Genomic DNA, 21,142 nt, shown 5'->3' on the forward strand with positions numbered 1-21,142 from the left:
CGCCCCGCCCACCGGCGGGAACCGGACATCGCTTTCCCGGTGGGCGGCATGGAAGGATGGCGCAACCCACACATAACGAGGAGATGACCGCGTGCCTGGCACAAACCTGACTCGCGAAGAGGCGCAGCAGCGGGCCGAGCTGCTCACCGTTGACTCGTACGAGATCGATCTCGACCTCTCCGGCGCGCAGGAGGGCGGTACCTACAGGTCCGTGACCACGGTGCGCTTCGACGTCGCTCGCGGCGGCGTCGAGTCCTTCATCGACCTGGTGGCACCGACCGTCCACGAGGTCATGCTGAACGGCGACGCGCTCGACCCCGCCGAGGTCTTCAAGGACTCGCGGATCGCCCTGCCGGGGCTGCTGGAGGGGCGCAACGTCCTGCGTGTCGTCGCGGACTGCGCCTACACCAACACCGGCGAGGGCCTCCACCGCTTCGTCGACCCGGTCGACGAGCAGGCCTACCTCTACACCCAGTTCGAGGTGCCGGACGCCCGCCGGGTGTTCGCCTCCTTCGAGCAGCCCGATCTGAAGGCCACCTTCCAGTTCACCGTGCGCGCGCCCGAGGGCTGGACCGTCATTTCGAACTCGCCGACGCCCGAGCCGCAGGACAACGTCTGGGTCTTCGAGCCGACCCCGCGCATCTCCACGTACATCACCGCGCTCATCGTCGGCCCGTACCACAGCGTCCACAGCGTGTACGAGAAGGACGGGCAGAGTGTGCCGCTCGGCATCTACTGCCGGCCCTCGCTCGCCGAGTTCCTCGACTCGGACGCGATCTTCGAGGTCACGCGACAGGGCTTCGACTGGTTCCAGGAGAAGTTCGACTACGCGTACCCCTTCGAGAAGTACGACCAGCTGTTCGTGCCCGAGTTCAACGCGGGCGCGATGGAGAACGCGGGCGCCGTCACCATCCGTGACCAGTACGTCTTCCGGTCCAAGGTGACCGACGCGGCGTACGAGGTCCGCGCGGAGACGATCCTGCACGAGCTGGCCCACATGTGGTTCGGCGACCTCGTCACCATGGAGTGGTGGAACGACCTGTGGCTGAACGAGTCGTTCGCCACCTACACCTCCATCGCCTGCCAGTCCGCCGCCCCCGGCTCGCGCTGGCCGCACTCGTGGACCACGTTCGCCAACTCGATGAAGACCTGGGCGTACCGGCAGGACCAGCTGCCGTCCACGCACCCGATCATGGCGGACATCCGCGACCTGGACGACGTGCTCGTCAACTTCGACGGCATCACGTACGCCAAGGGAGCCTCGGTCCTCAAGCAGCTCGTCGCGTACGTCGGCCAGGACGAGTTCTTCAAGGGCGTGCAGGCCTACTTCAAGCGGCACGCGTTCGGCAACACCCGCCTGTCCGACCTGCTCGGCGCCCTGGAGGAGACCTCCGGCCGCGACCTGAAGACCTGGTCGCGGAAATGGCTGGAGACGGCCGGCATCAACATCCTCCGCCCGGAGATCGCCACCGACGCCGACGGGGTCATCACCTCCTTCGCCGTCCGCCAGGAGGCCCCGGCGCTGCCCGCCGGCGCCAAGGGCGAGCCGGTGCTGCGCCCGCACCGCATCGCGATCGGCCTGTACGACCTCGACTCCGACTCCGGCAAGCTGGTGCGCACCGAGCGCGTCGAGCTGGACGTCGACGGCGAGCTGACGGCCGTACCGCAGCTGACCGGCAGGCGCCGCCCGGCGGTCGTGCTGCTCAACGACGACGACCTGTCGTACGCCAAGGTCCGCCTCGACGAGGAATCGCTGAGGACGGTCACCGAGCACCTCGGCGACTTCCAGGAGTCCCTGCCGCGCGCCCTGTGCTGGGCCTCGGCCTGGGACATGACGCGGGACGCGGAGCTGGCCACCCGGGACTACCTCTCCCTGGTCCTGTCCGGCATCGCCAAGGAGTCGGACATCGGTGTCGTGCAGTCGCTGCACCGCCAGGTCAAGCTCGCGATCGACCTGTACGCCGACCCGGCCGCCCGCGAGGCCCTGCTGGCCCGCTGGACCGACGCCACGCTGGCCCACCTGCGGGCGGCGGAGCCGGGCGGCGACCACCAGCTGGCCTGGGCCCGTGCCTTCGCGGCGACGGCCCGCACGCCCGAGCAGCTGGACCTGCTGGAGGCCCTGCTGGAGGGCACCCAGACCGTCGAGGGCCTGGCCGTGGACACCGAGCTGCGCTGGGCGTTCGTGGAGCGTCTTGCGGCGGTCGGCCGCTTCGACGAGGCGGAGATCGCGGCCGAGTACGAGCGGGACAGGACGGCCGCCGGTGAGCGGCACGCGGCGACGGCTCGCGCCGCCCGCCCGACGGTGGAGGCCAAGGCCGAGGCCTGGGCCTCGGTGGTCGACTCCGACAAGCTGCCGAACGCCGTGCAGGAGGCCGTGATCAGCGGCTTCGTGCAGACCGACCAGCGCGAGCTGCTGGCGCCGTACGCGGACCGGTACTTCGAGGTCGTCAAGGACGTCTGGGACGCGCGTTCGCACGAGATCGCCCAGCAGATCGCCGTCGGCCTGTACCCGGCGGTCCAGGTGTCCGAGGCGACCCTCGCCAAGACCGACGCCTGGCTGGCGGCGGCCGAGCCGAACGCGGCCCTGCGCCGCCTCGTCTCGGAGTCCCGCTCGGGCGTCGAGCGGGCGCTGAAGGCCCAGGCGGCGGACGCGGCGGCCGAGTAGCCACCCTTTGACGAGGGCGCCCGGCATCCGTGCCGGGCGCCCTTTCCCCGCCGGCCGGCCTTCAGCCGGCGGTCACCGCCCGCAGCGCCTCCAGTACCCGGGCCACCGCCCGCCCCGTCTCCCCGCCCCTGCGCACCGCCGCCGTGACGTGCCGGACCGGCCCGGCCGGCCCCAGGTCGCGCATGACCACCCCGTCGCGGCGGGCCGCGGCCATGCGTGGGACGAGGGCCACTCCCATGCCCGCCTCCACCATGGCGAGGATCGCGGTCCAGCCGGAGGCGGAGTGGCCCTGGTGGGGGCTGAAGCCGGCCGCCTCGCAGGCGCGGCGGGTGATGTCGGACCAGGGGCCGCTGCCGCCGAAGATCCAGGGGTCGGCGGCGAGGTCGGTCAGGTTCAGGGAGTCCGCGCGGGCGAGCGGGTGGTCGGGGGGCAGTGCCACGTCCAAGGGGTCGGCCAGCAGGGGGACCTGGGTGAAGCGGGGGTCCGCCGCGCTGGGGGCCGAGGCCGCGAGGGACAGGGCGAGGTCGACCTCGCCGGCGGTCAGGAGGTCGTAGGCCTCGGCGGCCTCCGCCTCCGTCACCCGGACGGTCACTTCGGGGTACGTGTCCCGCAGGGCCCGTACGGCCGGTACGACCAGGGCGGGTACGGACGTCGGGAACGCGCCGACCCGGACCTCCCCCGCCTCCCCCTGGGTGTACGCCGCCAACGCGGCCTCTGTGCGCTCCAGTTGCTCGAAGACCGGCTCCGTGTGGGCCAGCACCAGGCGGGCCGCGTCGGTGAGCCGTACCCGGCGGCCCCGCGCCTCCAGCAGGGGCACGCCGAGCTGCCGGGCGAGGTTGGTGAGCTGCTGGGACACCGCGGACGGGGTCATGTGCAGGGCCTCGGCCGTCGCGGTCACGGTGCCGCGCTCGCGCAGGGTGCGCAGGATCTGCAGCTTTCGGATGTCCCACTCGGCCATGCCGGGAAAGCTACATGTCAGCGGCGTGAACCCGCGCCCAGGACCACTCCGCCGAGGATCAGGGCCATCGACAGCAGTTGCGGCAGGCCCGTCGTCTCGCCGAGCACGGCCCAGGACAGCAGGGCCACGCAGACCGGCTGGACGTAGTAGACGATGCCCGCGCGGGTCGCGCCGATCAGGGCGACGGCCCTGTTCCAGGCGAAGAAGGCCACGGCGGAGGAGGCGACGCCGACGTAGAGGAGGGGCAGGACGGTGGCGGGGGTGGGGTGGAAGGAGCCCTGTACGGTCACGCTCACCGCCTGCGCGGGCAGGAGGAGGACCGTGCCGGTCAGGAACGTGGTGAACAGGAAGCCGGTGCCCTTCAGTTCGGCCGGCCTGCGGCGCAGCAGCACGCTGTAGCGGGCGAAGCAGCAGGCCGCCGCGATCATCCACAGAGTGCCGGACGAGAAGTGCGTGCCGCCGCCCACGAGCAGTGTCACGCCCGCGCAGGCGACGAGCAGCCCGGTGGTGCGGCGCGCGCCGAGCCGTACACCGCCCAGCCGTTCGAACACCGCCATGAGCACCGGGGAGGCGGCCATGATCATGCCCATGGTGGCGGCGGGCGTGGTCAGTCCAGCCTGGTTGACGAGGGTGTTGTAGGTGGCCACGCCGAGGAGGGAGGCGAGGAGGACGTAGCGGGCGTGATGGCGGATCAGCGTCCGCTGCCGCCAGGCCTGCCGGGCGCCGAAAGGGGCTACGGCGAGGAGCGCGACGGCCCAGCGCCAGAAGGCGTGCTGGACGGGCGGGACGCTGTCGTGCAGACCGCGGGAGGCGACGAAGCTGCCGGACCAGACGAGGGTGGCGAGGGCGGCGAGGGCGAGTCCGGCCGCGGGGGCGGCGGCCTTGCGGGCGGGTGCGGTGGAGGTGGTGGTGGTCCTGGGCAGGACGGCTGCCACGGGGCTCCTTTCGGTGGGTGGTGGGTCCGTGTCCCTACCGTCGCAGCCGCAGATCCATAAGGTCCATCGAATCTTTTCGAGCATTCTTTTCAGTTGAACTGAACGGTTGGTTCCTGCCGCCCCCGAGCTGTCCCGCGAGCGTCGCGCCGAACGCCAGCGCCATCCCCGCCACCTGCACCGGTGTGAGCGCCTGGCCGAGGGCCGCCCAGCCGACCACGGCCGCGGTGAGCGGGGAGAGCGGGCCGAGGAAGGCGACCTGGGTGGCGGTGAGCCGGCCGATGCCACGGAACCAGAGCCAGTACGCCACCGCCGTGTTGGCCAGGGCGAGATAGAGGTAGCCGCCTGCGGCACGGGCGTCCAGGGCGGGCGGGGCGCCCTCGGCCAGGAGGGCGAGCGGCGCGATGAGCAGGCCGCCCGCGGTGAGCTGCCAGCCGGTGAGGGCCAGCGGGCCCACGCCGTCCGGGCGGCCCCACCGCTTGGTCAGCACCGTACCGGCGGCCATCGAGGCGGTGGCGGCCACGGCCGCGAGCACTCCGACGACGTCGAGCGTGCCGGTGCCCTGGAGGACGACGAGGCTGACGCCGAGCGCGGCCGCGACACCGGTGCCGAGCGTGCGCCGGGCAGGCCGCTGCCCGAGCAACAGCGCCGAGAGGCCGACGACGAACAGCGGCTGGACCGAGCCGACGACGGCGGCCATACCGCCGGGCAGCCGGTACGCCGACACGAACAGCAGGGGGAAGAAGGCGCCGATGTTCAGCGCGCCGAGCACCGCGGACCGCCACCACCAGCCGCCCCGCGGCAGCACCCGGGTGAGCGCCAGCAGGAGCAGTCCGGCGGGCAGGGCGCGCAGGAGAGCCGTGAACAGGGGGCGGTCCGGTGGGAGGAACACGGTGGTGACGGCGTAGGTGGTGCCCCAGGAGACGGGGGCGAGCGCGGTGATCGGGACGGTCGTGGATCGCTTCACGGCCGGGCCCTCCGGGTTCCCTCGGCGTCGACGAGGACAGGGGCGGAAGCAGGGGCCGGGGCCAGGGCAGGTGCGCCGCCCCTGGTCACCGTCGCCGGCAGCGGTCGTACCGCCTCCGCCGGCAGCCGGGGTTCCGTCCGGATCAGGAGAGCCGCGGCCACCGCCGAGGTCAGGACGAGGACGGCCCACGGCGCGCGGCCGTCCAGGGCCAGCAGGGCCGTGAACAGGGAGGGCGCCACGGCCTTCGCGAGCGACCAGGACATCTGGTAGGCCGCCAGGTACCGGCCGCGCACCGCTTCCGGCGCCGCCGCCACCGCGAGCACCTGGGCGGCGGGGCTGTGGATCAGCTCGCCGAGGGTGTAGACGAGGACCACGGCGATCAGGGCCGCGCCCAGGACCGTGTCCGATCCCGGCCGTACGGTGCCGAGCACGATCTGCGCGGCGAAGGCGGTCGCGAACAGGCCCCCGCCGAGCACCGCCGCCCGGGTGCGGCGGGCCCCGGTCCGGCGGACCCGCGCGCCGACGCCGACCCCGGCGACCGCGCACAGGACGGTGTTGAGGGTGAAGGCGACGCCGGTGAGCGCCGAGGGCCCGTGCAGCCACTCCACCATGAAGAGCGGGAAGAGGACCGACAGGGCCGAATAGCTCAGCGCGTTGAGGAAGTTGGCGCCGGTGACGACCAGGAAGGGCCGGTCGGCGAGGACGAGCCGGTAGCCCGCGCCCGCCCGGCGCGCGACCGGGGCCGCACGTGGCGTACGCACCTGCCGCAGGGGCCGCAGCAGCAGTGCCGCGAGCGCGAAGGAGAGGGCGTTGCCCCAGGCGGCGTACGTGTAACCGGCGCTGCCCGCGAGGGAGATGACCAGCGTGGCCAGCAGCGCACCCGCCCCGTTGCCGGCGTTCTGCAGGGCGCGCGTCGACGCCTGCAGCCGGTCCCGCCCCTGCCCGCTCGCCACCTCGCCGATCAGGGACTGCTGGGCCGCCGGGAAGGCCCGGTCGGCGGCGGCCGTGACCAGGGCGACGGCCGCGAAGGCGGGGAGGGAGTGGGCGAAGGGGTAGAGGGCGAAGCCGGCGACCCGGACGCCGTACAGCGCGTACTGCACCCGCTTGGCGCCGTACCGGTCCACCGCCGCGCCGGCGAGCGGGAGTACGGCGATGCCCGCGAGGCCGGTGGCGGTGAGCACGGCGCCCACGACCGTGAAGGACAGCCCGGTGACGGCGTGGAAGAAGACCAGCGTGAACGGGACGTACATGCCGGTGCCGATGCCGTTGACGGCGGCGGTGACCGGCAGGGTCCATTCGCCGGGTACGCGCTCGCTCTTTCTCATCACATACCCCCTGAGTAGCTTGATGGAAAGTAGCTTAGCACTAAGCAACTTGCAGACAAGCCACTTTCTTGCTGGCGACCGCCCTGGAGGCGATACTCGGCGCATGAGTGCAGGCAAGGATCCCGTCGACGCGATCATCGACCAGTGGGCGGCCGTGCGGCCCGACCTCGACTCCAGAGCGATGGAGGTCTTCGGGCGGATCTACCGCCTCTCCCGCACCATGGGCGACCGCATGGAGAAGGCCTACCAGCCCTACGGCATCTCACGCGGCGAGTTCGACGTGCTCGCGACCCTGCGCCGGACCGGCGAGCCGTACACGCTCTCGCCGCGGCAGCTGTCGGCCACGCTCATGCTCACCACCGGCGGGATGACCGGGCGCCTCGACAAGCTGGAGAAGGCGGGCCTGCTGCGCCGCTCCCCCGATCCGCACGACCGGCGGGGCCTTCAGGTGACGCTGACCGAGAAGGGACTGGACGTCATCGACCGGGCGGTCGGCGCGGGCCTCGCGGTACAGACGGAGGCCCTGTCGCTCCTCGACGACGAGCAGGTCGGCCAACTGGCCGACCTGCTGAGGGAGTTGCTCGCGGGGACGCTGGAGGCTCCGCACTAGGACGGGGCTCAGCCGCCGACGTGCGCGGCGACCGCCGCCTCGATGTCCGCCGGGCCGGCCGAGTCGGCGGCCCAGGCCGCGTATCCGTCGGGACGGACCAGCACGGTCGTACGGCGGTCGCTCGCCCAGTGCGCCACGGTCAGCCGGTCCGCGCGACCGGGCCCCGCCTCGTACGACTCCGGGGTGATCAGTACGAACCGGCCGCCGCGCAGGGCCTCGTAGAGACGCCCGCCGCCGGCCAGGGCGACGTCCGGGACCCGGGTGCCGGCGAGTCGGTGGGCGCCGCGCGGGGCGGGGTAGCGGTAGCCGACGCCGGTGACCTGGCCGGCGACCTTGCGCCGGGCGGGGCCGACGGCGTTCAGGAACGTGGTGAGCGCGGCGCGGGCCGCGAGGGTCCAGGGGCGCTTGGCCATGGCGAGGCGGACGATCCCGCCGCTGCTGCGCAGTACCGACCTGCCCACGGGGTGCCGCTCGGCCTGGTAGGTGTCGAGCAGCGCGGGGTCGGCGTGGCCGCGGGCGACCGCCGCGAGTTTCCAGCTCAGGTTGGCCGCGTCCTGCAGGCCGGTGTTCATGCCCTGGCCGCCGGCCGGGGTGTGCACGTGCGCGGCGTCACCGGCGAGGAAGACCCGGCCGACCCGGTAGGCGGGCGCCTGCCGTTCGTCGCTGTGGAAGCGGGACATCCAGCGGGCGTCGTGCATCCCGAAGTCCCGGCCGAGGGCGAGCCGGGTGATCTCCTGGATCTCCGCCAGGTCCAGCGGCTCGGTGTCGGGGACGTTGCGGCCGCGATGCCAGCCGATCACCCGGTGGTAGCCGTCGCCGAACGGCGCGAGGAAGGCGAAGGCGTCACCGACGGCGTTGACGGTGAGCAGGGTCGGCGGTTCCTCGGCGAGCCGGACGTCGGCGAGGACCACGGACCGGATCACCGACCTGCCCGGGAAGGGCAGCCCGATCGCGTCCCGTACGGCGCTGCGCATGCCGTCGGCGCCGACGACGTACGCCGCCCGCAGCGTCTCGGTACGCCCCTCGGGCCCGCGCACCTCGACGGTCACCCCGTCGGCGCCCTGGGTGAGCCCGGTCAGCTCCGCCTCGTACCGGAAGTCGGCTCCCGCCTCGACGGCCCGGCGCTCCAGGACCTTCTCCACCTCGTACTGGGGCAGGACGAGGAGGTGGTTGAACCGGGAGGGGAGGGCATCGAGATCGACGGTCAGCCGGCCGAAGAGGTTGAGGCGGTCGAGGGGTTGGCCGGCCTTTTCGAGGTCGTCGGCGAGAGCTCGGGCGTCGAGCTGTTCGAGGGTGCGGGCGTGCAGGACGAAGGCGCGGGAGAGGTTGCTGATCCTGTGGGGGCGCTTTTCGAGGACGGTGACCGGGACGCCGGCGGTGGCGAGGTCGCCGGCGAGGAGCAGGCCGGTGGGGCCGGAGCCGACGATGACGATGTTTCCCTTGGTGCCGTTCACGGGGGCCTCCTGAGGGTGTCAACGCTTGTTGGTCAACGCTTGTTGGCAACGGTAGGACGGGCCGACGGCGGAGTCAACACTTGTTGGCCTACGTATGTTGGCCTACGCTCGTTGACATGACTGGCATGACCGGCAGCAGGAAGACCAACCAGGCGCGCCGCTCCGACGCCACCCGTACCGCCATCCTCGACGCCGCCCGCGAGCGGTTCGCCGCCGACGGCTATGAGCGGGCCACCATCCGCGCGATCGCCCGGGACGCGGGCATCGACCCGTCCATGGTCATGCGCTACTACGGCAGCAAGGAGGGCCTCTTCGCCGCGGCCGTCGCGCTGGATCTGCGGCTGCCCGATCTGACCGGCGTGCCACGGGAGGAGGTGGGCCGGGCGCTGGTGAGCCACTTCCTCGGTGTGTGGGAGGAGAACGAGGAGCTGACGGCCGTGCTGCGGGTCGGCGCCACGAACCAGGCCGGGGCCGAGCGGATGCAGGGCATCTTCCGGGACCAGCTGCTGCCGCTGGCCCAGCAGGTGTGCCCCGACCCCGAACAGGTCCCGGCACGGGCCGCGCTGTGTGCCGCACAACTCCTCGGGCTGGCCCTCACCCGCTATGTGCTGCGCCTGCCGGCGGCACGGGAACTGACCCGCGAGGAACTGCTGGCGTGGCTCGGGCCGACGGTACAGCGGTACCTGACGGCACCGAACCCCTGAGCCGCGCCGCCAGGGGCCCCTTGCCCCCCGAACCGGACGAGGAAAACGCCGGGGCGCCGCCCCGGAGGCCGGGCCGTCGGTGAGGTAGTGCTCTTCGGGCTGCTCAGCTCCCGGAGTCCTAGAGGCGACTGCCGATGAATCTCCGCCCCGTGACCGCTGGTTCCGATGCCGCGATACACACCGTGTGGCGGCTTCCTGCCGCTGACGCCCTGTGGGGGCACCGAGCCCTTTGGTGGAGCGTCGGGCCCGCCGGAGAGCTTGCGGTCCTGCTGGTCCACCGGCGACACCTTGATCACATCCGCTACATCAAGGGGTGGATCGGGTGGAGGCCGGAACTGCCGTTCACGGGTGAACTGGTCACCGTCACGGGACAGGAGGAACGGCGCATCCTGGTGAAGGACATCCGGATTCGGCCCAGTCACTTGGCCCTGCTTCCGGGTTCCCGGTTCCTGCTGGCGGCCGTACGTTCCGCAACGAGACCGAGGGCACCTGGGCACCTGGGCACCTGGGCACCTGGGCACCTGGGCACCTGGGCGCCCAACGCTGTGGTGTTCTCCTCATCAGGTACGCCCGAGGCCGAGTTCTGCGTCGGTGATGACATTCCCGCTCTGGTCACCGACGTCCACGGAGGCATCTGGACGGCCTACGGCGACGAGGGCATCTACGGCGGCACCCCGAGTCAGGAGCGGGCCTCGCCGGCTGGAACGCCCGGGGGCAGACGTCCTGGGCTCCCAAGGGCCGGCTGCCAGACCTCCCACTGGAAGGCTGCACCGCCGCGACCGAGAACGAACATGTATGGCTGGTCTGGTACTACGGCAACGGCAAACGCGGCACCTTCCTGACCCGGATCACTCCGTCCACCGGCGACGTTGCCAGCTATCCCAGCCCCGTCCACGACCCGGACGGATTCGCGGTCCGCGGCAACAGGGCGGTACTCACCCGCCGAAATCACAACAAGCGGTCCGTTGAGCTCATACATGCCGAGCTCAACGGCACCACCTGGGCAGTAACCAGCCGCCGACGGCTGCGGGTGCCCGGTCGAGCCGTCCTGCGCTGCGGCCAAGGCCGCGACGGTACTCCGGCTCGAGGTCAGCGACCCCCGCGGCGAACAGTTGCCCTGCCCTCGGGACGCGACCGGTGACGATCAGTTCGGGCGCGGCCTGTTGCTGGTCGCGGCGCTGGCGGACGGCTGGGGTGTGGGACCACGAGTCGGCGTGGGCAAGATCGTCTTGGCGCAGTGGAACCTCGGCCTCGCCCTCTGCGGTGGCGATGGGCTCGCGCGTACGCGGGGGTGACGGAAATGGCGCTAGCGTGGGCCCGTGCCGGAAAGGCGTTGGACGAACGGAAGGGGCGGCCGATGACCATGCCGTACGCGGACGGAAACGGTCCGCTCATCCCCAAGCCCGAGCTGACCCTGTCGGCGCTCCGGCAAGCCGTCGCCACGGTCGCGCCTTCCCGCCTTCCCGAGTTCTTCGAGGACCTGCAGAAAGCGTTCGTACGAGCCGGGGACGAGGACAGCGTCGTACCGATCCGGATGTTCTACCGGCAGTGGGGTGTCGTGGTAGAGATCGAGCGGCACCCGGAGACGGCCCGGCGGCTGCACACCGCCGAGCAGGCCCTCAGCAGCCCCGACCCGGATGTGCGCGAGCGGGCCGTCCGCGAGGCCGCGGAGATCGTGCGCGCGGCACACCATGAGGTCGCCGGTGGCTGACTGGCGCTGGGAGATGTTCCAGGACGATCTGCTGGACGGTCTCCCGGAGACCGCCCGCACAGAGACCGAGCGACTGGCCAACGAGATCGCCGTGCGCGAGTCCATGGTCTTTCTTGAGGGCGCCGCCTACACGGGACCTGGTCCTGGTGTGCGCACCGAGTGCCAAGGGCTGCTCATGCTCACCTTTCTGACGGACGTACGTGGTGAGCGGATCGTCGTCGTGCAGGTGAGCTGGTTCGGCTGACGTGCCCGAGCCGGGCGGAAAACGCCTTGGGCGCCGACCTCACCCGGGTACGGCAGCACGCGCGTACCGGCGGGAGGACAGGCGCCCCCGGCGAGAGAACCGGTGTCCGGTCAGGCCTTGGCGTCGGCCTTGGGCTTCACGTTGGACGAGGGCTTGATCGTCCGGATCTTGGACTTGTCCAGCGCCATCACCAGACCGGCGATGACCACGAACAGCGCGAGCGGGATCAGCACGTAGAGGCCCAGCGTCTGGATGACGCTCAGGCCGGGGCCGGGGTCGTCGCCGTCGTCGCGGGTCAGCGCGAGCGCGGGGGACGACATGAGCAGCATCATCAGCGTCGTACCGGCGGCCAGGGCGCCGGCGCGCAGGGCGTTCTTCTTGTCCACGATCTCAAGTTAGCGAACCACCCGGAAGGCCGCGCGGCCGGGGTCCCGTACCGGGGGTTCACACACCCCTGGCCTGCCCGAACACATGGAGTAGTGCCCGCAGCCGCGGGGAGGCCGTCAGTTCCTCCAGGGGCACGGGCCGGCCCGCGGGGTCCGCGATCGGCAGTCGCCAGTTGGGGTACTGGTCCCAGGTCCCCGGCAGATTCTGCGGGCGGCGGTCGCCGACGCCGTCCGGGAGCCAGACGCCGATCAGCCGGGCCGGGGTGCGCAGCAGGAAGCGGTGGACGGCGCGGATCTCCTCCTCCTCGTCCGAGCCGGGCGGCCCGGCGGCCGTCAGGTCCAGCAGACCGAGGCTGCCCAGCAGGGCGAGCCACTCGGCGGCGTCGGCGACGGCCTCGGCGCGTTCCTCGGTCGCCGGGCGGGTGAGCAGGCCCAGGCGGTCGCGCAGGTCGACGTGGTCGCCGGTGAGCCGGGCGGCGGTGGGCGGCAGGTCGTGGGTGGTGGCGGTGGCCAGGCAGTCGGCGCGCCAGCGCTCGGGCGGCAGCGGGCGTCCGTCGCCCTCCCAGTCGCGTTCGAACCACAGCACCGAGGTGCCGAGCACCCCGCGCCGCTGCAGCGTCTCGCGCACGCCGGGCTCGACGGTGCCGAGGTCCTCGCCGATGACGACGGCTCCGGCGCGGCCGGCCTCCAGGGCGAGGATCGCGAGCATGGCGTCCGCGTCGTAGCGGACGTAGGTGCCCCCGGTGGGCGCGCTGCCCTGGGGGACCCACCACAGCCGGAACAGGCCCATCACGTGGTCGATGCGCAGGGCGCCGGCACAGCGGAAGAGGGCGCGCAGCAGCTCGCGGTAGGGCGCGTATCCGGTGGCGGCGAGCCGGTCGGGGCGCCAGGGCGGCAGGCCCCAGTCCTGGCCGCGGGCGTTGAAGGCGTCGGGCGGGGCGCCGATGGACATGCCGGCGGCGAACACGTCCTGCTGGGCCCAGGCGTCGGCGCCGGCGGGGTGCACTCCGACGGCGAGGTCGTGCACGATCCCGACGGACATGCCGGCCTCGCGGGCGGCGCGCTGGGCGGCGCGGAGCTGGCCGTCGGTGAGCCAGGCGAGGCGGGCGTGGAACTCGACCCGGTCGGCCAGGTCGGCACGGGCGCGGGCGGTCTCGGCCGAACGGGGGTCCCGCAGGGCGGATGGCCACCGGTGCCAGTCGGAGCCGTGGATCTCGGCGAGGGCGTACCAGGTGGCATGGTCGTCGAGGGCCTGGCCGTGGGCGGCGCGGAAGTCGTCGTAGGCGGCCCGGCGGCCGGGGCCGAGGGGGACGGTCAGGACCAGGTCCAGTGCCTCGCGCTTGAGTTCCCACACGGCGTCGCGGTCGATGAGGGCGCCCTTGTCGAGGACGGCGGCACGCAGCCGTTCGGCGCGCTCCAGCAGGGCACTCAGCCGCTCGCGGTCGGCGGCGTAGGCGTACTCGGGGATGTCCTCGATCCGCAGGTGGACGGGGTCGGGGAAGCGGCGCGAGGAGGGGCGGTAGGGCGAGGGGTCGGTGGGGGCGCCGGGTACGGCCGCGTGCAGCGGGTTGACCTGGACGAATCCGGCGCCGGCGGTGCGTCCGGCCCAGCCGGCCAGCTCGGCGAGGTCACCGAGGTCGCCCATGCCCCAGGAGCGGCGGGAGAGCAGGGAGTACAGCTGGACGAGGAGGCCGTGGGCGCGGCCGGGCGGGGCGGGCAGCCGGTCGGGGGAGACGACGAGGTGGGCGTGGCCGGTGCGGCCGTCGGGGGCGGCGGCGGTCACCCGGTGCACGCCGAGCGGCAGGTCCGCGGCGGTGTCCCGGTCCTGGCCCGCCTCGGTCTCGACACGCAGGCGGGTGCCGGGCGGCAGCGCGGCGAGGGCGGCGGGGCCCTGCGGGTCGCCGGCCCAGTGCACGAGCGTCGGCGGCAGCAGGCGCTCGCGCAGTTCGCGTTCCCGCGCGTCGAGGGCGGCGCGTACGGCGGCGGGTCCGGCCGCGTCGACGCCGAGGGCGGCCAGGGCGGCGACCACTGCGGAGGCGGGGACCGGGACCTCGCGACCGGGGGCGGGGCTGTAGGAGGTGGCGACCCCGTGCAGACCGGCGAGCCGGGCCAGGTCCGCGTCCGCGAAGTCCTCGAACTCCGCGCTCATCTACGGCCTCGCGCCGAAGGCGCCGGACTCTTCCGACCCCCCGCCGTAGGTGTCGGATTCGTGCGACCCCGCGCCGAAGGCGTCCGACTCGCTGGTCAGCGGGGTGGCCTCGGCGAGCGGCGGCTCGCTGGTCAGGGGCTCGGCGTCGGGCAGGGGCGGCTCGCTGGTCAGCGGGGCCTGGGCGCAGGCGCTCTCCGCGCTGAACACGCACAGCGCGCCGTCGGTCGGGGCGGACGGGTCCGCCTCGGGTTTCCACTGGGCCGGGATCGGGAGTCGAGCCGGTGCGGCCACGAGGGGCCTCCTTCGGGGGGCGGTCGGATGTTGCGGTTTTGAACGGATTACGGCAGGCCTACCCCGTGACGGCGCGGGCACTCCCGAGAGCTGCTCGAACACACGACGACGGGCGGCGCGCGGCCCGCGCCGCAGATCACTGTTCACTCAGTGCATGTAGCCGGGTACGGCCGAGCAGCGGGGCGCGGGCCGGGGCTGCTGTTCGCCGCCGCTCTCCGGCCTCGCCGTCGGCACCGCCGAGTCGGTGGCGAACCGCCGCCGCGGCCTGGCCGCACAGGTCGCCTCCGGGGTGCCCCGGGCGGTGCTCGGCCGGGCGCTGCTGCTGGAGACGGCGCTGCCGCTGGCCCTGGAGGTCGTGCTGGCGGGTGCCGGCGGCATGGCGATCGGCGTCTGGTACGCCTCGCTGACCCAGGGCCGGCTCACCCAGGCGGTGCCGTGCACCGCACTGCTGGTGCCGGTGGGCGTGTACGCCTGCTGCCTGCTGGCGGCGGCCGTCTCGCTGCCCCCTGCTGCGCCGTTCGGCACACCCCGGGGCGCTGCGGTACTCGTGAGCCCGAAGACTCCGGGGCACAGGGGACCCCCGGAGCCGGCGGGTACGCGAAGGCCCGGATTGTCAGGCGGAAATGCCGTCGATCCGGGCCAGGGCATCGTCCGCGCCGTACGGCTGCAAGTAGGGCAACCAGCGCGGATCCCTGTGCCCGGTGCCGATGATGCGCCAGGCCAGCCCGGTCGGCGGGGCGGGTTTGTGCCGCAGTCGCCACCCCAGCTCGACGAGGTGACGGTCGGCCTTCACGTGGTTGCAGCGGCGGCAGGAGGCCACCACGTTGTCCCAGACGTGCTTGCCCCCGCGACTGCGCGGGATGACGTGGTCGACGCTGGTTGCGACGCCACCGCAGTACATGCACCGGCCCCCGTCGCGCGCGAAGAGTGCGCGCCGGGTGAGTGGAACGGGCCCCCGATAGGGAACCCGGACGAATCGCTTGAGCCGGACCACGCTGGGTGCGGGGACTGTGACGGTTGCGCTGTGCATATAGGCGCCGGATTCCTCGAGGGAGACGGCCTTGTTCTCCAGGACGAGGACGAGCGCGCGGCGGAGCGGTACGACGCCGAGCGGCTCGTACGACGCGTTGAGGACCAGGACGTGCGGCACGGGTGCCTCCTTGGGCGTCGGCGGCGCGTGGCTCGCGCCGGGACGATCTGCAGCCAGTCTCCCCTCATGCCTGGTGGAAGCGCCACCATGTCCCGGTAACGGGCTGGGAGTGTTTTCGACCACACCTGATTCATCCCCCGGATCATGGCCGGTTCAAGCCAGGGTGAGTCCCGTCTCTCCTGCGCCCCTCCTTGGCGGATCCGCGCGATGCGCACACAATGCCCCGTTAGTGTGGTGGCCCTGTCCGTCCGGTGACCTTCTCGTGACCTTCAAGACCTTGACCGCCCGCCGGCACGGACCGTGCAGCACCTGGAGGTACCTGCCGTGTCGTCCTTGCCCGCCGCCCTCTTGGCCGCCGGTGCGTCGCCGACCCCGTCCCCTTCCCCGTCCGAGACGGCACCGGTCGTGCCGTCGCTCCAGGACGCCCAGCAGAGCGCGACGAACGCGGCGAGCTGGGTCGAGCAGAACTGGTCGACCTGGCTCGCGATGGGGCTGCAGATCCTGCTGATCGTGGTCGTGGCGGTGGCGCTGCGCGCGGCGGTGCGGAAGGCGATCACCAAGCTGATCGACCGGATGGGCCGCACCGTCGAGGCCGTGGACGGCACGGCGCTGAGCGGGCTGCTGGTCAACGCCGAGCGGCGCCGGCAGCGGTCGGCGGCGATCGGCTCGGTGCTGCGGTCGGTGGCGAGCTTCCTGATCCTCGGTACGGCCGCGCTGATGGTCCTGTCCACCTTCAAGATCGACCTGGCGCCGCTGCTGGCGTCGGCCGGTGTGGCCGGTGTGGCGATCGGTTTCGGCGCCCGGAACCTGGTCACCGACTTCCTCTCCGGCGTGTTCATGATCCTGGAGGACCAGTACGGCGTCGGTGACGTGATCGACGCGGGCGTGGCCACCGGTGAGGTCATCGAGGTCGGGCTGCGCGTGACCAAGCTGCGCGGTGGCGAGGGTGAGATCTGGTACGTCCGCAACGGCGAGGTCAAGCGGATCGGCAACCTCTCCCAGGGCTGGGCGACGGCCGGGGTGGACGTGACGGTGCGGGCGAGCGAGGACCTGGACCGGGTCAAGGCGACCCTGGACGAGGTCGCCGAGCACATGAGCAAGGAAGAGCCCTGGAACGAGCTGCTGTGGGGCCCGATCGAGGTGCTCGGCCTGGACTCGGTCCTGATCGACTCCATGGTGGTGCGGGTCTCGGCCAAGACCATGCCGGGCAAGGCGCTGACGGTCGAACGCGAACTGCGCTGGCGCATCAAGCGCGCCTTCGACGCGGCGAGGATCCGCATCGTGGGCGGCGCGACGTCGGTCGAGGACGCGGAGGAGGCCGCCGACCCGGCGGCGGCGGTGGCGGCGCCTTCGGTGTACGCCAACGCGGACTCGCCGCAGGCGGCGGCGACGGCACCGATCGCCATGCAGCGGCCGACGCCTCCGGGCAAGTAGCGAGCGGAACGGTTTCAGCACACTCGTTCGAGTGAACAGGTGGGGCATTCCGGCGCCGAGGGCGCGCGTGGTGCCCCATCGTTCTGCCCGGGGCGCCCGGCGTGGGCTTAGCCTGGCATCAGTGCGACAAGGAGAACGAGCGATGAGCGCCGAACCTCTCATGGAGCCGGTGATGACGCAGGACCCCATCGATCTGCTGATCGCGATCGAGGAGGCGTCGGTGGCGCCGATTCGACCCGAGTACGTCGAGGGGACGGTCATCGTGCCGCCGCAGCCGGACTACAACCACAGCAAGGGCGCCGTCAAGCTCACGGTCCAGCTCCACATGGCCGGACTCGACCTGGCGGGTATGGGCATGGGCTTCCGGGCTGCCCACCAGGACGGCAGCACCATGGCGCTGGTGATTCCCGACTTCTACGTCCTGCGCCGGGAGCCGACCGAGCTGGACAGCTCATATCTCAAGGTGCACAAAGGGTGGTACCCGATCGACATGGTCACTCTGGTCGGCGAGGTCACGTCGACCAACCACGCGGTTGACACCGGCGCCAAGCTCGCCACCTATGCCGCCGTCGACATCCCCGTCTACGTCCTGATCAACCGCAACACGAAGACCGCCCACTGCTACACCGACCCCGTCCTCCCCGGCGACGACCCCACCGAGGCCTACTACAGGACCGACACCAAGGTCACCCTCGGCGACCCCCTCCCCCTCCCGGCGCCGTACCCCACCCTCGACACCGCCCCCTTCGTCACCGACTGACGAGCAGCACGACCTGGCACAGCGCGACGAACGCGCTCGCCCTGCGCAGGCCCGAGCCGCCCGTCAGGTTGCGGTCGGCGTGGATCTTCATGCGGGCCTCTCCCGACGCGTCGTCGAAAGTCACCGTGCCCGTGACGGAGCGCCGCCCGCGGAACGGGCGCCAGCGGAAGTGGAGTTCCTCGCCGCTCAGCACGTCCCACGCCCGCTCGGACGCGGGCAGGTCCGCCTTCAGCCGCGCGGCCGGGCCGGCACCGAGAACATACTCCTGGCAGGCCGCCAGCGCCTCCACCGAGACCGGTATGCCGGTGCCGCGGGCCCGGCGGAGCAGGGTGCCGTACAGGTAGAGGGCGAAGAGGAAGCCGACGAACGCCCAGAGGGCGGGCGGCAGAGTGAGGTCGGCGGCCGTCGACCAGGACAGTCCGTCGTCCACCGCGCCGAGCACGGTCAGCAAGATCATCAGTGGCAGGACGCCGGACATCGTGGCACGCCACAGCCTCCCCAGGAGTCTTCGGTCGGGCATCCTTCACCATCCGCTCGTCGTCCACCGGCCCCCACTGCCGGGATCGAAGATCGGCAAGCTGTGCATCAGGTATACAGCCGCTCCCGGCGAGATAACGACTCTGTTGCCTCGGAAGCGTTGTCTATTGACGCCCCCTTCGTCCTGGGCTTACTTTCCTCCCACCCCAATAGGAAAGTTTCCTAACAGTGATCTCCTGGGCGGTCGGTGATCAAGACTGGACCTCCGGGCAGGTCACTGAGAAGCTGGGCGGCTGGAAGGGCAGGTGTCGACCCCATGGCAGGAACCGCCGGTACGCCGGGCACCCCGCGCGTGCTGCGCGCCATGAACGACCGCGCCGCCCTGGACCTCCTGCTGGAGCACGGGCCGCTTTCGCGCACCCGGATCGGGAAGCTCACCGGCCTGTCCAAGCCCACCGCCTCGCAACTACTGGCCCGCCTGGAGGCGGCCGGACTGGTCCGGGTCACCGGCACCAGCGAGGGCCGGCCGGGCCCCAACGCCCAGCTGTACGCCGTCAACCCCACCGCCGCGCACGCCGCGGGCCTCGATGTGACCCCGGAGCGGATCCGCGCCGCCGTCGCCGACATCACGGGCCGGACGGTGGGCGAGTACGAGCTGCCCACTCCGGGGCGGCGGCCCGCCCAACCCGTCGTCCGGCAGGTCACCGACGCGCTCGACGGCGCCGTCAAGGCCGCCGGGCTCGCCCGGTCCGATGTGCACCGGCTGGTCATCGGCACTCCGGGCGCCTTCGACCCCAACACCGGTCGGCTGCGCTACGCCTCCCACCTCCCCGGCTGGCACTCCCCCACCCTGCTCGACGAGCTCGCCGCCGCCCTGCCGATGCCGGTGGAGTACGAGAACGACGTCAACCTCGTCGCCCTCGCCGAACAGCGGCTCGGGGCGGCCAAGGGCCACGGGGACTTCGTCCTCCTGTGGAACCAGGAGGGGCTCGGCGCCGCCCTGGTCCTCGGCGGCCGGCTGCACCGCGGCTGGACCGGCGGCGCCGGCGAGGTCGGCTTCCTGCCGGTGCCGGGCACTCCCCTGGTGCGGCAGGTGACCAAGGCCAACAGCGGTGGCTACCAGGAGCTGGCCGGCTCCCAGGCGGTACCGAAGCTGGCCCGCGAACTCGGCATCCCGGATGTGCCGTCGGGGCCGTACACCGAGGTCGCCGCCGAACTCGTGGCCCGGGGCGCCGATCACGCCTCCGGCCCCTACCGGGAACTGCTCCTGACCTACGCGACCCGGCTCGCCACCGGACTCGCCTCGCTCGTCTCCGTCCTCGACCCCGAACTCGTCGTCCTCAGCGGCTCCGCGCTGACGGCAGGCGGCGAGGTGCTGCGCGCCCTCGTCCAGGCCGAGCTGGAGGAGCTGGCCGCGGCCCGCCCCCGGCTGGTCGTCGGCGACGTCCACGAACACCCCGTTCTGCGCGGCGCGTTGGAGTCCGCGCTCGTGACCACCCGCGACGAGGTCTTCGACACCTCGCGCTGACCCCCGGCAGCACTCCTCTTCCCGTTCACCCGTCCCTGGGAGACCTCGCCATGCCCACAGCCATACCCGAAGTCGCCCGAAAAGCGGCTTTCACCCTGACTGCCTCCGCCCTGCTGCTCGCCGCCACCGCCTGCACCGGGCAGTCCGGCTCCGGCGCGACGGACGACGCCTCGAAGGACACCACGATCAACTTCTGGCACGCCTGGAGCGCGCCGAACGAGGTGGCGGCCGTCAAGTCCCTGGTCGCCGGCTTCGAGAAGGCGCACCCCAACATCCACGTGAACATCGTCGGCAACATGACCGACGACAAGATCAACCAGGCGCTGCGGTCGGGCGGTGGCAAAGCGCCGGACGTGATCTCCTCGTTCACCACCAACAATGTGGGCAAGTTCTGTTCCTCGGGTGCCCTGGTCGACCTCAACCCCTTCTTCAGGAAGTCCGGGATCGACCCCGAGAAGACGTTCCCGAAGACCATGAACGAATACACCCAGTTCGACGGAAACCGCTGCACGGTGCCGCTGCTCGGTGACGCGTACGGGCTCTACTACAACAAGACGGCGTTCCAGAAGGCCGGCCTCGCGAATCCGCCGAAGACCTGGTCCGAGTTCGAGGCCGACGCCAAGAAGCTGACCATCACCGACGGCGACTCCTACAAGCAGCTGGGCTTCATGCCGGACTACCACGGCTGGGAGACCACCACCGAGCACTACTTCGCCCAGTTCTCGCCGACGTACTTCGGCAAGGACGGAAAGTCGAACCTCGCCAAGGACCCGGCGTTCGAAAAGGGCTTCGCGCTCCAGAAGCGGCTCGTGGACGAACTCGGCGGATTCCAGAAGCTGGAGAAGTTCCGGGTGACGCTGGGTGACGAATGGGGTCCCAAGCACCCCTTCCACACCGGTCAGGTCGCCATGCAGCTCGACGGCGAGTGGCGGCTCGGCATGGCCGAGCAGGCCAGGCCCAAGTTCGAGATCGGGGTCGCCCCGCTGCCCGTGCCCGACGACCAGGCGGCACAGTACGGCAAGGGCTACATCACCGGCACCATCGCGGGCATCGCCGCCGGCAGCCACAAGCAGAACGCGGCCTGGGAATTCGTCAAGTACATCACCACGAACACCGACGCGGTGGTCGGATTCGCCAACGACATCCACAACGTGCCCTCCACGCTGGCCGCGCTGAAGTCCCCGAAGCTGAAGTACGACCCGCGCTTCAAGACCTTCCTCGACATCGCCGCCAATCCGGAATCCGCCACGACTCCCGCCTCCATCAACGGCGGCCAGTACCTGGTCACGATCCAGCAGCTCGGGTACGACTACGAAAGCGGCAAGGTCACCGATCTGAAGGCGGGTCTGAAGAACTCGGCCGCGCAGATCGACACGGACATCGCGCAGGCGAAGTAG

The 21,142-nt window shown here is 72.0% G+C and carries 19 protein-coding genes and 1 pseudogene; 10 read left to right on the top strand and 10 right to left on the bottom strand.

The window, feature by feature from the left end; all coding sequences use genetic code 11:
• Window positions 1-91: 91 nt before the first annotated feature.
• Window positions 92-2,665, top strand: coding sequence for an aminopeptidase N (gene pepN, locus ACFYOH_RS35805; RefSeq protein WP_388634622.1), 2,574 nt, complete (start codon window positions 92-94; stop codon window positions 2,663-2,665).
• Between the two features lie 61 nt (window positions 2,666-2,726).
• On the opposite strand, the gene ACFYOH_RS35810 is transcribed toward pepN, so the two are convergent.
• From ACFYOH_RS35810 to ACFYOH_RS35825, 4 genes are read right to left on the bottom strand one after another with little or no spacing between them, the layout of a single operon-like run.
• Entirely contained in the window at window positions 2,727-3,623 is an 897-nt protein-coding gene (locus tag ACFYOH_RS35810; RefSeq protein ID WP_388634624.1) for a LysR family transcriptional regulator, read from the bottom strand.
• Window positions 3,624-3,640: 17 nt separating this feature from the next.
• The gene (locus ACFYOH_RS35815) at window positions 3,641-4,558 is read right to left on the bottom strand and encodes a DMT family transporter (protein WP_388634626.1); all 918 of its coding nucleotides are present in this window, start codon (window positions 4,556-4,558) and stop codon (window positions 3,641-3,643) included.
• Between the two features lie 34 nt (window positions 4,559-4,592).
• Window positions 4,593-5,522 (bottom strand): EamA family transporter, encoded by a 930-nt coding sequence (locus tag ACFYOH_RS35820; protein ID WP_388634628.1) that lies wholly within the window; start codon window positions 5,520-5,522, stop codon window positions 4,593-4,595.
• Window positions 5,519-6,847: an MFS transporter gene (locus ACFYOH_RS35825; RefSeq protein WP_388634630.1), complete on the bottom strand. Its 1,329-nt coding sequence runs from the start codon at window positions 6,845-6,847 to the stop codon at window positions 5,519-5,521. The genes ACFYOH_RS35820 and ACFYOH_RS35825 overlap by 4 nt, the downstream gene beginning before the upstream one ends.
• Window positions 6,848-6,950: 103 nt before the next feature.
• Between ACFYOH_RS35825 and ACFYOH_RS35830 the strand changes: the two genes are divergently transcribed.
• The gene (locus ACFYOH_RS35830) at window positions 6,951-7,457 is read left to right on the top strand and encodes a MarR family winged helix-turn-helix transcriptional regulator (RefSeq protein ID WP_388634632.1); all 507 of its coding nucleotides are present in this window, start codon (window positions 6,951-6,953) and stop codon (window positions 7,455-7,457) included.
• Window positions 7,458-7,465: 8 nt separating this feature from the next.
• Here ACFYOH_RS35830 and ACFYOH_RS35835 read toward each other — a convergent pair whose 3' ends face one another.
• Complete coding sequence (locus ACFYOH_RS35835) at window positions 7,466-8,911, bottom strand: FAD-dependent monooxygenase (protein ID WP_388634634.1); 1,446 nt, start codon at window positions 8,909-8,911, stop codon at window positions 7,466-7,468.
• Window positions 8,912-9,036: 125 nt separating this feature from the next.
• Here ACFYOH_RS35835 and ACFYOH_RS35840 point away from each other — a divergent pair, with 125 nt between their 5' ends.
• From ACFYOH_RS35840 to ACFYOH_RS35850, 3 genes are all read left to right on the top strand, one after another.
• Window positions 9,037-9,615, top strand: a complete 579-nt coding sequence (locus ACFYOH_RS35840) for a TetR family transcriptional regulator (RefSeq protein ID WP_388634764.1) — start codon at window positions 9,037-9,039, stop codon at window positions 9,613-9,615.
• Window positions 9,616-10,972: 1,357 nt separating this feature from the next.
• Window positions 10,973-11,326, top strand: a complete 354-nt coding sequence (locus ACFYOH_RS35845) for a hypothetical protein (protein ID WP_388634636.1) — start codon at window positions 10,973-10,975, stop codon at window positions 11,324-11,326.
• Window positions 11,319-11,570 carry a hypothetical protein gene (locus ACFYOH_RS35850; RefSeq protein ID WP_388634638.1) on the top strand — a complete coding sequence of 84 codons (252 nt, stop codon included), beginning with the start codon at window positions 11,319-11,321 and terminating at the stop codon, window positions 11,568-11,570. The genes ACFYOH_RS35845 and ACFYOH_RS35850 overlap by 8 nt, the downstream gene beginning before the upstream one ends.
• Before the next feature lie 110 nt (window positions 11,571-11,680).
• Here ACFYOH_RS35850 and ACFYOH_RS35855 read toward each other — a convergent pair whose 3' ends face one another.
• Genes ACFYOH_RS35855 through ACFYOH_RS35865 form a run of 3 tightly spaced genes read right to left on the bottom strand, consistent with a single transcriptional unit; the run spans window position 11,681 to window position 14,396 of the window.
• Entirely contained in the window at window positions 11,681-11,956 is a 276-nt protein-coding gene (locus ACFYOH_RS35855) for a hypothetical protein (protein ID WP_388634640.1), read from the bottom strand.
• Between the two features lie 58 nt (window positions 11,957-12,014).
• Entirely contained in the window at window positions 12,015-14,105 is a 2,091-nt protein-coding gene (gene malQ / locus ACFYOH_RS35860) for a 4-alpha-glucanotransferase (RefSeq protein WP_388634642.1), read from the bottom strand.
• On the bottom strand, window positions 14,106-14,396 hold the full coding sequence (locus tag ACFYOH_RS35865; RefSeq protein ID WP_388634644.1) for a hypothetical protein: 291 nt from the start codon (window positions 14,394-14,396) through the stop codon (window positions 14,106-14,108).
• Between the two features lie 211 nt (window positions 14,397-14,607).
• Here ACFYOH_RS35865 and ACFYOH_RS35870 point away from each other — a divergent pair.
• Window positions 14,608-14,947, top strand: a pseudogene (locus tag ACFYOH_RS35870) (ABC transporter permease); the annotation flags it as partial.
• 62 nt (window positions 14,948-15,009) lie between these two features.
• Here ACFYOH_RS35870 and ACFYOH_RS35875 read toward each other — a convergent pair.
• Window positions 15,010-15,546 (bottom strand): HNH endonuclease, encoded by a 537-nt coding sequence (locus tag ACFYOH_RS35875; RefSeq protein WP_039649619.1) that lies wholly within the window; start codon window positions 15,544-15,546, stop codon window positions 15,010-15,012.
• Between the two features lie 324 nt (window positions 15,547-15,870).
• Between ACFYOH_RS35875 and ACFYOH_RS35880 the strand changes: the two genes are divergently transcribed.
• Both ACFYOH_RS35880 and ACFYOH_RS35885 read left to right on the top strand, forming a co-directional pair.
• Entirely contained in the window at window positions 15,871-16,980 is a 1,110-nt protein-coding gene (locus ACFYOH_RS35880; protein WP_388634646.1) for a mechanosensitive ion channel family protein, read from the top strand.
• Between the two features lie 142 nt (window positions 16,981-17,122).
• Window positions 17,123-17,740 carry a Uma2 family endonuclease gene (locus ACFYOH_RS35885; protein ID WP_388634648.1) on the top strand — a complete coding sequence of 206 codons (618 nt, stop codon included), beginning with the start codon at window positions 17,123-17,125 and terminating at the stop codon, window positions 17,738-17,740.
• Here the strand turns inward: ACFYOH_RS35885 and ACFYOH_RS35890 are convergent.
• Entirely contained in the window at window positions 17,730-18,197 is a 468-nt protein-coding gene (locus tag ACFYOH_RS35890; RefSeq protein ID WP_388634650.1) for a hypothetical protein, read from the bottom strand. The two genes, ACFYOH_RS35885 and ACFYOH_RS35890, sit on opposite strands and share 11 nt — an antisense overlap.
• Before the next feature lie 336 nt (window positions 18,198-18,533).
• Between ACFYOH_RS35890 and ACFYOH_RS35895 the strand changes: the two genes are divergently transcribed.
• Window positions 18,534-19,745 carry an ROK family protein gene (locus ACFYOH_RS35895; RefSeq protein ID WP_388634652.1) on the top strand — a complete coding sequence of 404 codons (1,212 nt, stop codon included), beginning with the start codon at window positions 18,534-18,536 and terminating at the stop codon, window positions 19,743-19,745.
• Between the two features lie 50 nt (window positions 19,746-19,795).
• Entirely contained in the window at window positions 19,796-21,142 is a 1,347-nt protein-coding gene (locus ACFYOH_RS35900) for an ABC transporter substrate-binding protein (RefSeq protein ID WP_388634654.1), read from the top strand.

Origin of the sequence: Streptomyces sp. NPDC007856 (assembly GCF_042868225.1) — a bacterium.
Taxonomy (GTDB): Bacteria; Actinomycetota; Actinomycetes; order Streptomycetales; family Streptomycetaceae; genus Streptomyces.

Bases quoted from the DNA above. Each gene is read 5' to 3' on its own strand.
- ACFYOH_RS35810 (WP_388634624.1), bottom strand. From the start codon at position 3,623: ATGGCCGAGTGGGACATCCGAAAGCTGCAGATCCTGCGCACCCTGCGC.
- ACFYOH_RS35825 (WP_388634630.1), bottom strand. From the start codon at position 6,847: ATGAGAAAGAGCGAGCGCGTACCCGGCGAATGGACCCTGCCGGTCACC.
- ACFYOH_RS35830 (WP_388634632.1), top strand. From the start codon at position 6,951: ATGAGTGCAGGCAAGGATCCCGTCGACGCGATCATCGACCAGTGGGCG.
- ACFYOH_RS35840 (WP_388634764.1), top strand. From the start codon at position 9,037: ATGACCGGCAGCAGGAAGACCAACCAGGCGCGCCGCTCCGACGCCACC.
- ACFYOH_RS35845 (WP_388634636.1), top strand. From the start codon at position 10,973: ATGACCATGCCGTACGCGGACGGAAACGGTCCGCTCATCCCCAAGCCC.
- malQ (WP_388634642.1), bottom strand. From the start codon at position 14,105: ATGAGCGCGGAGTTCGAGGACTTCGCGGACGCGGACCTGGCCCGGCTC.
- ACFYOH_RS35885 (WP_388634648.1), top strand. From the start codon at position 17,123: ATGAGCGCCGAACCTCTCATGGAGCCGGTGATGACGCAGGACCCCATC.
- ACFYOH_RS35890 (WP_388634650.1), bottom strand. From the start codon at position 18,197: ATGATCTTGCTGACCGTGCTCGGCGCGGTGGACGACGGACTGTCCTGG.
- ACFYOH_RS35895 (WP_388634652.1), top strand. From the start codon at position 18,534: ATGGCAGGAACCGCCGGTACGCCGGGCACCCCGCGCGTGCTGCGCGCC.
- ACFYOH_RS35900 (WP_388634654.1), top strand. From the start codon at position 19,796: ATGCCCACAGCCATACCCGAAGTCGCCCGAAAAGCGGCTTTCACCCTG.